The 15,157-nt window shown below is 68.2% G+C and carries 12 protein-coding genes; 3 read left to right on the top strand and 9 right to left on the bottom strand.

The annotated features are described in order from the left end of the window. Window positions 1-2 precede the first annotated feature (2 nt). A complete protein-coding gene (locus OHB12_RS01645) occupies window positions 3-641 on the bottom strand; it encodes a TetR/AcrR family transcriptional regulator (protein ID WP_327120834.1) in 639 nt (212 codons plus the stop codon). A gap of 444 nt (window positions 642-1,085) precedes the next feature. Here OHB12_RS01645 and OHB12_RS01650 point away from each other — a divergent pair, with 444 nt between their 5' ends. The 3 genes from OHB12_RS01650 (at window position 1,086) to OHB12_RS01660 (ending at window position 5,530) form a co-directional block, all read left to right on the top strand. Next, window positions 1,086-3,266 (top strand): malate synthase G, encoded by a 2,181-nt coding sequence (locus OHB12_RS01650; RefSeq protein ID WP_327115476.1) that lies wholly within the window; start codon window positions 1,086-1,088, stop codon window positions 3,264-3,266. A 636-nt stretch (window positions 3,267-3,902) separates the two neighbouring features. Further along, a complete protein-coding gene (locus tag OHB12_RS01655) occupies window positions 3,903-4,418 on the top strand; it encodes a hypothetical protein (RefSeq protein ID WP_327115478.1) in 516 nt (171 codons plus the stop codon). 353 nt (window positions 4,419-4,771) lie between these two features. Beyond that, the gene (locus tag OHB12_RS01660) at window positions 4,772-5,530 is read left to right on the top strand and encodes an NAD(P)H-dependent oxidoreductase (protein WP_327115480.1); all 759 of its coding nucleotides are present in this window, start codon (window positions 4,772-4,774) and stop codon (window positions 5,528-5,530) included. 163 nt (window positions 5,531-5,693) lie between these two features. Here the strand turns inward: OHB12_RS01660 and OHB12_RS01665 are convergent, their stop codons facing one another. The 8 genes from OHB12_RS01665 to OHB12_RS01700 all read right to left on the bottom strand — a co-directional run bounded on the left by OHB12_RS01665 (window position 5,694) and on the right by OHB12_RS01700 (window position 15,096). Then, complete coding sequence (locus OHB12_RS01665) at window positions 5,694-6,653, bottom strand: 3-methyladenine DNA glycosylase (protein ID WP_327115482.1); 960 nt, start codon at window positions 6,651-6,653, stop codon at window positions 5,694-5,696. A 44-nt stretch (window positions 6,654-6,697) separates the two neighbouring features. Continuing rightward, entirely contained in the window at window positions 6,698-7,762 is a 1,065-nt protein-coding gene (locus OHB12_RS01670) for a hemolysin family protein (protein WP_327115484.1), read from the bottom strand. Further along, on the bottom strand, window positions 7,755-9,137 hold the full coding sequence (locus tag OHB12_RS01675; RefSeq protein WP_327115486.1) for a hemolysin family protein: 1,383 nt from the start codon (window positions 9,135-9,137) through the stop codon (window positions 7,755-7,757). The genes OHB12_RS01670 and OHB12_RS01675 overlap by 8 nt, the downstream gene beginning before the upstream one ends. A 249-nt stretch (window positions 9,138-9,386) precedes the next feature. After that, window positions 9,387-10,823, bottom strand: coding sequence for a GuaB1 family IMP dehydrogenase-related protein (locus OHB12_RS01680; RefSeq protein WP_327115488.1), 1,437 nt, complete (start codon window positions 10,821-10,823; stop codon window positions 9,387-9,389). A 254-nt stretch (window positions 10,824-11,077) separates the two neighbouring features. Beyond that, window positions 11,078-11,923, bottom strand: a complete 846-nt coding sequence (locus OHB12_RS01685; RefSeq protein ID WP_327115490.1) for a DMT family transporter — start codon at window positions 11,921-11,923, stop codon at window positions 11,078-11,080. A gap of 3 nt (window positions 11,924-11,926) precedes the next feature. Then, a complete protein-coding gene (locus OHB12_RS01690) occupies window positions 11,927-13,546 on the bottom strand; it encodes a DEAD/DEAH box helicase (RefSeq protein ID WP_327115492.1) in 1,620 nt (539 codons plus the stop codon). Between the two features lie 175 nt (window positions 13,547-13,721). Further along, window positions 13,722-14,660, bottom strand: coding sequence for a M56 family metallopeptidase (locus OHB12_RS01695; protein WP_327115495.1), 939 nt, complete (start codon window positions 14,658-14,660; stop codon window positions 13,722-13,724). 43 nt (window positions 14,661-14,703) lie between these two features. Beyond that, a complete protein-coding gene (locus OHB12_RS01700) occupies window positions 14,704-15,096 on the bottom strand; it encodes a BlaI/MecI/CopY family transcriptional regulator (RefSeq protein WP_327115497.1) in 393 nt (130 codons plus the stop codon). Window positions 15,097-15,157: the final 61 nt, after the last annotated feature.

Genomic DNA, 15,157 nt, shown 5'->3' on the forward strand with positions numbered 1-15,157 from the left:
GGTCAGCCTTTCGTGTTTCTGTCGGTGCAGGTCACCACGCCGTCGAGGAGGGTGGTCGCGAGGATGTCGGCGATCTCGCCTGGGGAGTGGCCGCCGTGTGGGCGGTACCAGAACGTCACCATGTTCAACATGCCGAGCACGCTGTTGGTGACCACGTGGTCGTCGGTGCGCAGCAGCCCCCCGGCATGGCCCGCGTCGATGACGCGCTGCCAGCAGCGCTGGATACGGTCGCGCAGGCCCTGCAGGTCGGCGGCGCGTCCGCCGGTCAACGCACCGACGTCGCGTAGCTGGATGGTTACCTCGCGCTGATGCCGGATGATCAGCCGGACGTGACTGTGGATCAGGTTGCGCAGCTTGGTGATCGGATCGTCGTCGCCGTCGGTGATCTGTTCGGCCTCGACCAGCATCGGCTGGATGTAGTCGCGCAGGATCTGCCAGAGCAACTCTTCTTTGGAGCCGATGTGGTAATACAGCGCGCCGCGCTGTATGTCGGCGCGCTCGCCGATCTCGGCCACACCGGTGCCGTGAAAGCCCTTCTCGGCGAAGAGATCGATCGCCGCCCGCACGATCCGCTGCCTGGTGTCGCCCGCTGTCGACTCAGCGGCGGGCGGGCGACCACGTCGACGGACCGGGGCGATCATCGCGCCGGATCCAGGGGCCACCGGCAGGGGTCGGTGCCCGTCCTGATTCTTCACCCCGGCGGCCAGGGTGGCGCAGTCGTCGAGTTTGCGGCCGGCGATCACCACCTTCGCCTCCGCCGCCTCCAATGCGAGCACCGTCTCCTTGTCGAGGCCCCGGCTGCCTCCGGTGACGACGACTTGTCCGTGAGTGACACCTGCCCTCCTGGCTCTGTGCCCGAAAATGTTCCGATCAGTACATTAGTCAGGTCGCGCGATACGATCAAGGGGTTGTCCGGCCGACCGCCGACACCTTTGCGACCCGCCGAGTAGTGGACCCACTCACGATTGGCGTGGCGGAACAGATTGGGCAGACGGCGTGTCGACCCGACGCACGGTGGTATTACTACCGACGGGTAACATGGTTGCGTCTTTTCCCACCCGGCTTTCTCAGAAGTGAGGCAGTAGATGACAGAGCGGATTCAGGTCGGCGGGCTCCAGGTGGCCAGCGTTCTCCACGAGTTCATCGAGAACGAGGCGCTCCCCGGGACCGGCGTGGATTCCGCCGCGTTCTGGGCCGGTGCCGAGCAGATCATCAACGATCTCGCGCCGCGCAACCGTGCCCTGCTGGCCGAACGCGACGAGATCCAGGGCAAGGTCGACGCCTGGCACGCCGAGCACCCCGGCGCGAACTACGACAAGGCCGCCTACAAGAACTTCCTGACCGACATCGGCTACCTGCGTGCCGAGCCCGCCGAATTCCGGATCGCCACGCAGAACGTGGACGACGAGATCGCCACTACCGCCGGACCGCAGCTCGTGGTGCCGGTGATGAACGCCCGCTTCGCGATCAACGCCGCGAACGCACGCTGGGGCTCGCTCTACGACGCGCTCTACGGCACCGATGCCATCTCCGAGGAGAACGGCGCGGAGAAGGGCAGCGGCTACAACAAGGTGCGCGGCGACAAGGTCATCGAGTGGGCGCGCAACTTCCTCGACGACTCGGTCACTCTGATCACCGGCTCGCACATCGGCTCGGCGTCGTACCGGATTGTCGACGGCGAGCTGGAGGTCGTCTTGGAGGACGGCACCAGCATCGGCCTCGCCGACGCCTCGCAACTGGTCGGCTACCTCGGCGATCCCGAGTCCCCGAGTTCGGTCCTGCTGAAGCACAACGGTTTGCACATCGAGATCCAGATCGACCCGGCCTCGCCGATCGGCAGCACCGACAGCGCGGGCATCAAGGACCTCGTGCTGGAGTCCGCGGTCACCACGATCATGGACTTCGAGGACTCGGTCGCCGCCGTGGACGCCGAGGACAAGGTGCTCTGCTACCACAACTGGCTCGGCCTGATGAAGGGTGACCTGGCCGAGAAGGTCAGCAAGGGCGAGAAGACCTTCACCCGCACCATGAACCCCGACCGCGTGTACACCGCGCTGGACGGCGGTGAGCTCGTGCTGCACGGCCGTTCGCTGCTGTTCGTGCGCAACGTCGGTCACCTGATGACCTCCGACGCGATCCTCGACGCCGAGGACAACGAGGTGCCCGAAGGCATCATGGACGGCCTGATCACCTCGCTGGTCGCCAAGCACAGCCTGAACGGCGACACCGCGCTGAAGAACAGCCGGACCGGCTCGGTCTACATCGTGAAGCCGAAGATGCACGGTCCGGACGAGGTCGCGTTCACCAACGAGTTGTTCGGCCGGATCGAGGACGTGATCGGGCTGGATCGCAACACGCTCAAGGTCGGCATCATGGATGAGGAGCGTCGCACCACGGTGAACCTGAAGGCCTGTATCCAGGCCGCGGCGGAGCGCGTCGTGTTCATCAATACCGGCTTCCTCGACCGTACCGGCGACGAGATCCACACCTCCATGGAGGCCGGTCCGATGGTCCGCAAGGCCGACATGAAGTCTCAGCAGTGGATTCTGTCCTACGAGGACTGGAACGTCGACACCGGTCTTGCCGCGGGCCTGCCGGGCAAGGCGCAGATCGGCAAGGGCATGTGGGCCATGCCGGACCTGATGGCTGACATGCTCACACAGAAGATCGGCCACCCGCGGGCGGGGGCCAATACCGCATGGGTCCCGTCGCCGACCGCCGCCACCCTGCACGCGACGCATTACCACCTGGTCGATGTGTTCAAACGGCAGCAGGAGATCGCCAAGGGCGGCCGCCGCGCCACCGTCGAGGAAATCCTGGAGATCCCGTTGGCCGCCCAGCCGAACTGGACCGACGAAGAGAAGCGCCAAGAGCTGGACAACAACTCGCAGTCCATCCTGGGCTACGTGGTGCGCTGGATCGACCAGGGCGTCGGCTGCTCCAAGGTGCCCGACATCAAGGATGTCGCGCTCATGGAAGACCGTGCGACCCTGCGCATTTCGAGCCAGCTGATGGCCAACTGGCTGCGCCACGGCATCGTCACGGCCGATGAGGTGGTGGCCAGCCTGGAGCGGATGGCCCCGGTCGTGGACCGGCAGAACGCCGGCGACCGGAGCTATCGGGCCATGGCACCGGACTTTGTAGGGAGCATCGCCTTCCAGGCCGCCAAGGAACTGATCCTGGAGGGCGCCAGGCAGCCGAACGGCTACACCGAGCCGATCCTGCACCGCCGTCGCCGCGAGGCGAAGTCGCTGGCCTCCGTGTAATTCCGCATGTCGCGAATTCCCTGGTCGACTTGGTCGGCCGGGGGATTCGCGCTTTCCACTATGACGAGCATCGACTCCCGTTTATCAATCCGTTACCCTGTGGGCGCACGAGATCGTCGATTTGTGAGGAAGATTCATGGGAAGCGTTGTGCTCGACATCGTGGCATTGCTCGTCAATCGTGCCGCGATGTTCTGGAATTGGCTGGCCACCGGGTCGGCGGGGTTCCCGCCGCTGTGAGCGATCGATTTCGATAGTCGAATCCCCTGGTCAGGTGCCTGGCCGGGGGATTTTCGCGTCCGAGGCCGGTGCCGGGCCGAAACGTGAGTTCACGATTGCGAGGTGTGCGGCGACGGCAAGTGATCGTCGGATTGTCAGGAAAGTTCGAAGGGATGCACATCGTCAACCCATCGTGTAGCGCTCGGTCGCCTTGCGGAATTGGGATGTGCACCGATTCCGCGGGTCTCCCGCCTCTGATCGTCCCGCCTGGCTGGGGGCCGCAGTGTCGTGATCGCCAGCGGGTCGGACGATTTCGCCCTCGATAGCGCCCGCGAAGCCCGCCCCGCTCGTATCTTGATCAGGTGAGCACCACCAGACCCCGTACACGGGCGCGTATTCCTCGTTGGTTCGTTCTCTGGATGGGGCTCTTGGCCGCCCTCGTCGCAGTGTCCTGTCTAGCGCTGTTCTGGCAGCTGGCGGCCGAGGGGACGCTCCCGACGATCGTTGTGCTGTGGCTCGTACTCGGGGTGCTCGGCGCGATCGCCCTGCTGTTCGGGCTGCTGGGCCTGCTCCGCTACCGCGCCTTCTTCCACAGTCTCGTTTCGCCTCTCCTCATCGGCGTCCTGGTAGCGCTGGTCTGGTTCGACATACCGGAAACCACCGGCTGGCGGCTCTCGCGCACCATCCTCGAAGACCAAGCCGCCGACTGCGCCAACCCGGGCCACCGCACCCGCCTCGGCATCTACACCATCACCTACATCACTTCCCGTGACGGCGGCTGCCTGTTCTACACCCAAGCACACGAATCTAACTCGGGCGGATTCGCCTACTTCCGCGACACCGCGACCCCACCCCACATCGGCCCGCCCGCCGCCAACGGCGTCGAGTACGAGACGTTCGAGGGGCACTGGTACCGGTTCACCGAGAAAACCTGATCCGCCCAGCCGGGGTTGGCCGCTAACCGATCCTGGGATAGTTCCCGCGGCTATGCGTTGATCGATGGAGATTCCGGGTGGCTGTCCGTTGACGGTTGTCGATGCGCGGGGCTCGATCCAGAGGGCTTCGGCGAGGGCACCCAGGACGCCGCCGGCGGTGGAGAAGGCGCCGCCCACCGTGTGTTTCCGGCCGTCCTCGGAGATCGGCCAGGCGTAGGAGAGGTAGGAAACGCCCGTGAACACCGTCGGCTTCTGCGTTCTGGTGGACGGCGAGGCAAGTCGGTGCAGGTCGAAGGCATGCCGGAATACCTCCGCAGCCAACGGCGTTGCGCCGAGATGTGACGAAAGCTGGAATGAACGTACTGGTCGTGTACGCCCACCCGAAGCCGGACTCACTCACCGGCGCGCTGAAAGACGTCGCAGTGCAACAGTTACGGGCAGACGGCCACGAGGTACTGATAACAGATCTGTACGCCATGGGCTGGAAAGCCCACGCCGACACCGACGATTTCGGTGCGGTCGAGGAGACCAACTTCATGCTGGCCTCAGGTGCCGCCTATCAGAACGGGACGCTGAGCCCCGACATCCGCGCCGAGCAGGAGAAACTGCTCTGGGCCGACACGGTCCTCCTGCATTTCCCGCTGTGGTGGTTCAGCATGCCCGCGATCATGAAGGGCTGGGTCGATCGGGTTCTCACCTGCGGGTTCGCCTACGGTGCCGGGGGGAATGCGCTGCCGAGGTATGGGGCAGGCGTGCTGGCGGGCAGGCGTGCCATGCTCGTGGTCAGTATCGGCGGCAGGGAGCCGTCGTACTCCGATCGCGGCATCAATGGGCCGGTCGACGACCTGCTATTCCCGATTCACCACGGCATTCTTTACTACCCGGGTATGGACGTGCTGCCGCCGTTCCTCGTGCACGGCACTATTCGGCTCGGCTCGGAGCGTTTCGACGAGGTCGCCGACGACCTCAGGCAGCGAATGTCGAACCTGGCGAAGCTGGAACCGATCCGCTACCGCTCGCAAGGTGGGGGCGACTACGACCGGAGCCTGCGCCTGGAGCCCGGTCGGGAGGCGAAGGGCGCGAGCGGGTTCGCGCTGCACATGGCGTCCTGACGGCGCGTGGCGATCAGGACGGCCGCGCCGCCGTGCGCTGGGTGAGCAGCGTGCCCATCAGCCCCGCTTCCAGACCCTGCTGGTGGATCATCGAGCGAGCGCTCTTGCCTTTGTAGGCGAAGGCCGAGCGGAAATTTTCGTACGATCGGCACTCAGCGGTGTGCTACGCCCGGTACCAATGACCGGGCCGGGCGAACGGCGGCGGAGCGGAGTGCTGCGCGAGAAGTCCGTCGCATACGGCAAGGAAGATCTGGCGCAACTCGGCCGCGCGCTCGGCCAGCGCCGATTGTGCGCGGACGTACTCGGCGCGCCCCACCGGTGTCTCGATGCGCACCGGCTCATAGCCGTACTCGGACAGATCGTAGGGGCTGGCGCGCATGTCGAGTTCGCGGGCGGCGCAGGCCGATTCGAAAAAGTCCAGCAGCAGCTCGGAGGAGATCAGCGGGACCAGCTTGAAGCCCCACTTGTACAAATCCATGTTGGCGTGCAGGCATCCCGGCTGTTCGCGGAACACCTGGTCGGCCCGCGTCAGCGGCTCGGCATTCCGGCCCACCGCCTCCGGGGTGAAGAAGCGATAGGCATCGAAATGCGTGCAGCGCAACGACATCGACTCGACCACGGCGTCGGTGCCCGATCGTCCCAGCCGCAGCGGAACCTTCTGGTGACGGATGTCGTCGGTGCGATACACCATCGCCCACTCGTGCAGGCCGAAGCAGGACAGCTGCGCGGGTCGGGAGGCGGTGGCGCGCAGCAGATTCGCGACGAACTCGACGGTGTCACGGCGCTTGGTCAGATAGGCGAGGTCGGCGGTGAAGACGTTGTCGAAATCGCCGCTGGGTAACGCGTGTGCCGCGCCGTTGCTTCCGGTAGCGCTTTCCACCGTCGTGTGGCGATACCCGCGGAAGCCTTCGTATTCGGCGGCATCCGCCAGCGCGATACCGTAACCCGGATGCCAGCGCCGCAACTGGGCGGGCTTGTGACCGTAATAGGTGAACAAGAAGTCGATCACCGGATGCGACGAGCCCTGCGCCCGCCGTTCGAAGTACGGCCCGACCAGCTCGTCGAGCCGGACCCGGTGGGCGGCAGCGCTCGCCCGCCAGCGCGCCGCAGGCAGTACGGTCATGCGGACATCCCGTCGACGGGGCGGTGGAACTCGATGCCCGGCACTCATTCGATCACCCGGTGCGTACCGTCCCGGACGGTGCCGACGAACTCCTCCACGAGGTCCTCCAGCGCGACGACACCGGTGGTGTTGCCCCGCTCGTCGACCACCCGGCCGAGGTGGCTGTTGGTGCGTCGCAGGCGGGCCAACGCCTCGTAGAGCGTGGTGCCCATGCCGACGGTCGGCAGCGGCCGGATATCGGTGCGCGGGATCGGCGTCGCGGGGCCGGCGCTCTCGTCGGCGACCTTGTCGAGCACGTCCTTGACGTGCAGGTACCCGACCAGCGAGCCGTCGCTCGCCCGAACCGGGTAGCGGGAGAACCCGGTCTCGGCGACGGCGGACTCGATGTCGCCGAGGGTGGTCCCGTTGCCACGCAACGGAATCGACCGGGTGGCGTCCAGCGGCACCATGACGTCGGCGACTACCCGGTCGCTGGTGCCGAGCGCCTGGGTGAGGCGTCGGTGCTCCTCCTCGTCGAGCAGGCCCTCCGAGCGTGACTCGCCGATCATCTCGGCGAGCTCGACCGAGGAGACGGTGGCTTGCAGCTCGTCCTTCGGCTCGATCTGCAGCAGCCGCAGCGACAGGTTGGCGGCGAGGTTGTAGAGCGCGATGAGCGGGCGGGCCAGCCGCAGCCACATCAAGTGCACCGGAACCAGCAGCAGTGCACTGCGTTCCGGCCCGGCCAGCGCGATGTTCTTCGGGATCATCTCGCCGAACAGGATGTGCAGGATGACCACGATGGTGAGCGCGAGCGTGAACGCCACCGGGTGCAACAGCTGCTCGGGCAGGCCGAGCAGCTCGAAGGGGCCCTCCAGCAGGTGCGCGATGGCGGGCTCGCCGACGCGGCCGAGCAGGATCGAGCAGATCGTGATGCCGAGCTGGGCAGCCGCCAGCATCATCGAGAGGTTCTCGCCCGCGCGGATCACCGTGGTCGCGTTCCGTTTGCCTTGTGCCGCCAGCGCTTCCAGCCGGTCCCGGCGCGCGGAGATGAGCGCGAACTCGGCCGCGACGAAGAAGGCGTTGCCGCCGAGCAGCACGACGGTGAGCAGCACGCCGAACAGGTCACCCATGGCTGTGCTCCCTGGTGGCGAGGGCGTCGGCGGCGACCGGGATCAAGCGCACCCGGTCGATGCGCCGCCCGTCCATCCGCTCGACGCGGGCGACCCAGCCGCCTGTGCGGGGGGTGTCCGCCGCCGACCACTGCTGTGAGCGGGGATTCGGCAGCACGACTTCGTCGCCCGCCACGGGGATACGGCCCAGCCTGGTCAGCACGAGGCCGCCCAGGGTCTCGTATTCGCCCTCGGGGGCGTCGTATCCGGTGGCCCGGGAGACCTCGTCGATGCGCAGCAGACCTGAGCAGTCCCAGCCGTCGGAGACGCGCCGCACATCGCGCTCCTCCTCGTCGTGCTCGTCGCGGACGTCGCCGAGGATCTCCTCGATGATGTCCTCCATGGTGACCAGACCAGCGGTGCCGCCGTACTCGTCGACGACGAGCGCTACCTGCATGCCGTCGGCACGGACGCGTTCGAGCACCTCGTCGCCGTCGAGGCTGGCGGGCACGATCGGTACCGGGCGGGCGAGCATGCGCAAGGGGATCGTCCTGCGCGTGTTCGCCGGGTGCGTGAACGCCTGCTTGACATGCACGAAGCCCAAGGTGTTGTCGAGATCGCCATCGATCACCGGGAATCGGGAGTAGCCGGTGCGGCCCGCCGTGTCGATGAGATCGGCGATGGTGTCGAGCTTGTCCAGTGACTCGATCTTCACCCGCGGCGTCATCAGCTCCTCGGCGCTGCGCTCGCCGAACTGCAGCGAGCGATCCATCACCTGAGCGGTGCGCTGGTCGAGCGCGCCGCGCAGCGCGGACGTGCGCACCAGGGAGCCGAGTTCCTGCGGGGACCGCGCCGAGCGCAACTCCTCGGCGGGCTCCACGCCGAGCCTGCGGACCACCCAGTTCGCGGTGCTGTTGAGGAAATGGATCATCCACTTGAACACCACAGAGAAGCCGATCATCGGGCCGGCCGTTGTGCGGGCGGTGGCCAGCGGCTTGGCGATGGCGATGTTCTTCGGCACCAGCTCGCCGTAGATCATCGACAGCGAGGTGGCCAGCACCAGCGCGAGCGCGAGCGCGACGCCGTGCGCGGCGGCATCGCTCAGGCCGATCCCGGTGAACAGCGGGTTCAGCAGCCTGGCCAGCACGGGCTCGGCGATGTAGCCGGTGATCAGCGTGGTGATGGTGATGCCGAGCTGTGCGCCGGACAGCTGGAACGACAGCGTGCGATGCGCCTTGCGGACCATCCGCGCGCGCACGTCACCGGTGCGGGCGTGCGCCTCGACGGTGCTGCGTTCCAGTGCGGTGAGGGAGAACTCGGCGGCGACGAACAGGGCGGTGCCGACTGTGAGAGCGACGAGCCCGATCAAACTGAGCGCGGTGAGCGCGACAGACATCGTCAACACCATCCGAACGGTGCTGGGAACCGGCCTGTAGGGGATGGGACGACTACTGCGAAGAGGAGGACGCCGGGTTTGTCACCCGGCTCGATAGAGGAGCCCTCCTGTGCGGCGCCCTCGGACGCGGGTGACAACTGGATCCTTTCGCGGAATGAGCCATGGTGCCGGAGTCCGGCAACCACTATGTTACCGGCCCACGCGTCGGGTCGCGTGGGCCGGTGGCGGGTTGTTCGCCCGTGTCTCGACTCACCAACCGCTGGGCAGCGGACGACCTTCGGCGAAGCCGGCCGCGGACTGGACGCCGAGCACGGCCTTGTCGTGGAATTCGGTGAGGCTTCGCGCACCCGCGTAGGTGCACGCGCTGCGGAGGCCGGAGCAGATGTGGTCGATCAGGTCTTCGACGCCGGGACGCTCGGGGTCCAGCCGCATCCGCGAGCTGGAGATGCCCTCCTCGAACAGCGCCTTGCGCGCGCGGTCGAATTCGCTGTCGGAGGCAGTGCGGGCGGCGACTGCGCGCTTGGACGCCATGCCGAAGCTCTCCTTGTAGGCGTTGCCTTCGCGGTCGACGCGCAGGTCGCCGGGCGACTCGTAGGTTCCTGCGAACCAGGAGCCGATCATCACGTTGGACGCGCCCGCGGCCAGCGCGAGCGCCACGTCGCGGGGATGGCGCACCCCGCCGTCGGCCCAGGTGTGCACACCGAGTTCTTTGGCGGCGGCGGCGCATTCGGCCACCGCGGAGAACTGCGGACGGCCGACGCCGGTCATCATGCGGGTGGTGCACATCGCGCCGGGGCCGACACCGACCTTGATGATGTCCGCGCCGGCCTCGGCGAGGTCTCTGGTGCCCGAGGCGGAGACCACGTTGCCCGCGACCAGCGGGACGCCGAGGCCGAGATCGCGGACGGCGGCGAGGGTTTCGAGCATCTTGGTCTGGTGGCCATGCGCGGTGTCGATGACGAGCAGGTCGGCGCCTGCGTCGACGAGGGACTTGGACTTGGCGGCCACGTCGCCGTTGATGCCGACCGCGGCCGCGACGCGCAGCTTGCCCTTGGCGTCGACGGCGGGCTGGTAGATGCCGGCGCGGACGGCGCCGGTCCGGGTCAGCACGCCCGCCAGGGTGCCGTCCTCGGCGGTGAGCACGGCGAACGCGGCGTGCTTGCTGTCCAGCAGGTCGAAGATGTCGCGCGGGGAGGCACTCGCCGGCGCCTGCACGAAATCGGTGACCGCGACCTCGCGCAGCCGGGCGAAGCGGTCGACGTCGGCGCAGGACGCCTCCGTGACCACGCCGACCGGACGTCCGGAGTCGACGACGATCACGGCGCCGTGGGCGCGCTTGTGCATAAGGGCGACGGCCTCGGAGACCGAGCGGTCGGGGTCGAGGCTGACCGGGGTGTCGGCGGTGAGCGAGCGACTCTTGACGAAGGCGATGGTGTCGGAGGCGGCGCTGATCGGCAGGTCCTGCGGGAGGACCACGATGCCGCCGCGGCGGGCCACGGTCTCGGCCATCCGGCGCCCGGCGACGGCGGTCATGTTGGCCACGACGATCGGGATGGTGGTGCCGGACCCGTCGGCCGTGGATAGATCGACGTCGAAGCGTGACGCGACATCGGTCCGGTTCGGGACGAGGAAGATATCGTCGTAGGTCAGGTCGTACGGCGGCTGGTGACCAGGGAGAAAGTGCACTTGTCCGATGATAACCGGCAGGCGGTGCGAGTGCGCCGTTCTCTGGCACGCCTACATTGCCGCGGCGACCGACCTGCTGACCGGCGCGTCCTGAGCTGGTTCTCCCGCGCCTGCCCCGCAGCGCCCCGGAACCACGCCGTGGTCGCCCGCACTTCGTCGGCGATCATGTGCGAATGCCGGTGCGCGGCATCGCGGGCGGTGCGGATACTCGTGCGCGATAGCGCGAATGCCGAGTCGGCCGCTGATGCCGGCGATCAGGCGGCAGCCTGGGAGCGGGAGAGCGCGATCGCGGTAGCGCACATGACCAGCACCGCGAGCCCGGTGACGACGAGGCCTACCGTATTGGTGCGGAAGCGTTCGTCCAGCACTGCGAGGCCGAGGAAGGCGGCGGCCAGCGGCTCGGCGATCGTGACGGCGGGCAGTGACGCGGCGAGCGGCCCGGCCTGGAACGCGCGCTGCTGCAGATAGACGCCGGTGACGCCCGCCGCGACCAGCGCCCAGGTCTGCCAGGCGCCGACCACGTGACCGAGGCCATGCTCGAACAGTCCGGTGACATAAGAGGTGAGGGCGGCGGCCAAACCGTACAGGGACCCGCTGGCCGCGCCGAGCAGCAGCGCCCGCCGCGCTGGGTCCGCCGCGCCGATGCCGCCTGCGGTGGCCGCGAGGATCAAACCGAGCAATACTCCCAGCGGAAGCAGCCATTCACGCAACGGCGCATTGGCATTGCCCTGGGTCGGATCGCCGACGAGGAGAAAACAAGCCAGCGCGGCGGTCAGGGTGAGCGCGGTCGCCCAGGTGCGGGCTGTGATTCGGCGGTTGTTGAGCCGCGCGGCCAACGGCAGCGCGAATACCAGCGCGCTCACCAGGATGGGCTGCACCAACAGCACCGCGCCCAGCGCGAGCGCGGCGACCTGCATGGCATATCCGCCCGCGTCCCCGACGATGCCCGCCCACCACCGTGGGTTGCGCAGCAGCGATCCGACGAGAGATTTCCCCTCCGGTACCGCGGCCGCCGCCCGTTGCTGCGCGACCGCGGCGACCGCGAACAGCAGCGCCGCGATGAGCGCGCTGACGACGGCCCCGACCGAATGGTTGGACACCGACTAGTTCGCTCCGTGATTGCCAAGCCGTGGTGACTGCTGTGCTCGCACGGCGCGTCGCCGCGGCCGCCCGGGCGTGTCGGCGGACCCGGAACCTCCGGCTCGAGCCGAGAATTCGGCCGCCGCACCGGAGTTGCGCGCGGGTGCGGCCTTCGGCGCGCCCGCATGCCGTCCCACAGTGTTGCCCGCGGCGGAATTTCCAGCGAGTTTCGCGGCGCCGCGTCGGCTCGATGTTCCCTTGGCGGGGCCGCTGACGCGGCCCGCCGGGGACGCCGCCGCGCCTGAACGTCCGCCGGACTGCTTCGCCGCGCCCGCGCCGCGCCCACCGGTTGCGGAAGGCTCTCCGCGACGCCCTGGCTTCCGGCGCGCGGACTTCGCCGGGTCGGTGGCGGGTGCCGCGGGTGCGGTCGGCGCCGCGACCGGAACACCGGACGGTCGGCGCGCGCCGGTGATCCGAATCAGCGCGCGGTCGCCTGGACGGACCTCGACCCCGTCGACCTCGACTCCCGCCTTGCGCGCCATCGACTCGACGTCACGGCGTTCCTCATCCATGACGAGCGTGACCACGACGCCGTCCTCGCCGGCGCGGGCGGTGCGCCCGGCCCGGTGCAGGTATGCCTTCGGCTCGGCGGGCGGATCGACATGCACGACAAGGGAAATGCCGTCGACGTGGATGCCGCGGGCGGCGACGTCGGTGGTGACCAGTACCGGCACCGAGCCGTCGGCGAATGCGGCGAGGGTGCGGGTCCGGTTGTTCTGTGCCTTACCGCCGTGCAGCGCGCCTGTGGGGATGCCCGCGCCGCGCAGCTGTTTGGCGAGGCGGTCCGCGCCGTGCTTGGTGCGGACGAACATGATGGTCAGACCCTCGCGCGCGGCGATCTCGGTGGCAACAGCTCGCTTGGCCACCTTGTCCCGTACGTACAGCAGGTGGTGCGACATCGTCGCGACCGAGGCCGAGGGCGGCGCGGTGGAATGGGTGACTGGGGAGCGCAGGTAGCGCTTGACCAGCTTGTCGACATCGCCGTCCAAGGTGGCCGAGAACAGCAGGCGCTGGCCGTCTTTCGGTGTGCGGTCGAGCAGTTTGGTCACCTGCGGCAGAAAGCCCATGTCGGCCATGTGGTCGGCCTCGTCCAGCGCGGTGATCGCCACGTCGGACAGGTCGGCGGAGCCTTGTGCGAGGAGATCCGCGAGCCGCCCCGGCGTGGCGATGAGCAGGTCGACGCCGCGGGCTAGCCGGTCGGCCTGGCGCCTGATCGGCGCGCCGCCGACCACCGAGGCAACCCGGAGGCCGAGGGCGAGTGCAGGCTCGTCGAGGGCCCGCTCGATCTGTGCGGCCAGCTCGCGGGTCGGCACCAGTACGAGCCCGCGCGGCCTGCCCGGCTTGGCGGACGCGCCCGCCAAACGGGTGAGCATCGGAAGGCCGAAGGCGAGGGTCTTCCCGGAACCGGTCGGCCCGCGGCCGAGCACGTCTTTGGCGGCCAAGGCGTCCGGCACGGTGGCGGCCTGGATCGGGAACGGCATCTCGATGCCGTCGCGCCGCAGTGCCTGCACGAGCACGGCGGGCAGGCCCAGTTCCGCAAAGGTCACGGTGGGCGCCGCGGCGACGGTGGTCGAGGGGGTCACGAGGTGTGTATGCCTTTCGTCGCACAACGCGTTCGACGAGGAACGCACTGTTCGGTGGGATCGAGAGCGGTGCACGATCGGTTCACCGCGCTGCGGCGCGAGCGATCGAGTGCCGGTGGTGAGGTGGTGCGGCCGACCGGAGAGCGGCCGAGTGTTCAGGATACGTGCCCACGGTTCAGCCGTGGAACAGCCGACCCAGTTCCACGAGCCAGGGTACGGCCACAGCCAGTGTCGGAACCACCAGAATGGTGGCCGAGCCGAGATAGGCGGCTGTGGCGACGCGCACGTCGCCGATCCGATCGCTCAGGCGCTGGATACGGATGAGTGTGGTCGGCCCGCCCGCCGCGAGCGCGCCCTGCGGGGCGGTGGACTTCGCACACGCCACCAAAGCGCGGGCCAGCGGTTTCGGCCCGGTGACCTTGACGGCGGAATCGTCGGCGAGCAATTCGATGAGCAGTTTCACCGAACCGAGCGCCGCCTCGCTGCGCACCAGTCTGGGGAAGGCCTCGTGCACCGCGGTGAACGCCTCGAGCACCAGATCGTGCCTGGCCCGCAGGTGCGACCGCTCATGGCTCACGATGGCGGTGACCTCGGCGTCCGCCAGGTTGGTCAGCGTGCCCTCGCTGAGTACGACCCGTCGGCGCAGGCCGGGCAGGCAGTAGGCGATCGGTTCGGTGGCGGCGAGCACCCGGATATCGGCCGCGCGTCGGTGCGGACCGCTCTGGTCGAGCAGGTCGACGAGCATGCGATGGTGTGCGCGCCGCCTGCGGGTGTGCACGCCGACCCGGACGATGGCGTAGATCAGCCTGGCGCCGACCAAGAGCGTGAGCGCGAAGACGAGCACATAAGCCAGCCACAGCGGCAGGCCGAGAGCGTCGATCTCGCGGGTTGGTGCGGTGGTCGGGTGCCCGTCCGGGCCGGGAACGAGCAGTTCAGCCGCGATGGCGAGCCCAGACCCGAATGCGCTGAGCACCGCGGCCAGCGCGATGGCCTGCCAGAGCACCAACGCTGCACGGGGCGTCCGGTAAGTCCAGGTCGCCCGACTGAGTAAGGCCGGGGCAGGCCCCGCGAGAAGCAAAGCGAGTCCGGCGAAGACCGGCGCGGTTGCGTTCATCGACTCAGCTCACTGCGTTGTGGGGCCAGGGCGCCCGAGGAGACTACTGCGGTGGCGGTGCCGAATCCTCGGTTGCTTCGAGCTTAGCGAGTGCTTCCCGCAACGCGGCAGCCTCGTCCTTACCGACCTGTTCGACGAAGTGCACGAGCGCGGCGGCGCGGCTGCCCGCCTCGTCCGCCTGTTGTAAGGCGTCGACCATCAGACTGGCCACGAGTTCGTCGCGCGTGTGCACGGGTGCGTAGCGGTGCGCGCGGTCGTCGCGTTGTTGAACCACGAGGTTCTTCTTAGCGAGGCGTTGCAGCACGGTCATCACCGTGGTGTACGCGAGCTCACGGCGTGCGGCGAGCGCCTCGTGCACCTGCCGGACCGTCTGCGGTTCGTCGGTCGACCACAACTGGTCCATAACCGCTTTCTCGAGTTCACCAAGACCTGCCATTCCACAATTTTAGGTAATCAACGACGCCGATGCGTACTACAGGATGTCGTAACTATGGAAT

The organism is Nocardia sp. NBC_01730 (genome assembly GCF_035920445.1).
GTDB lineage: Bacteria > Actinomycetota > Actinomycetes > Mycobacteriales > Mycobacteriaceae > Nocardia.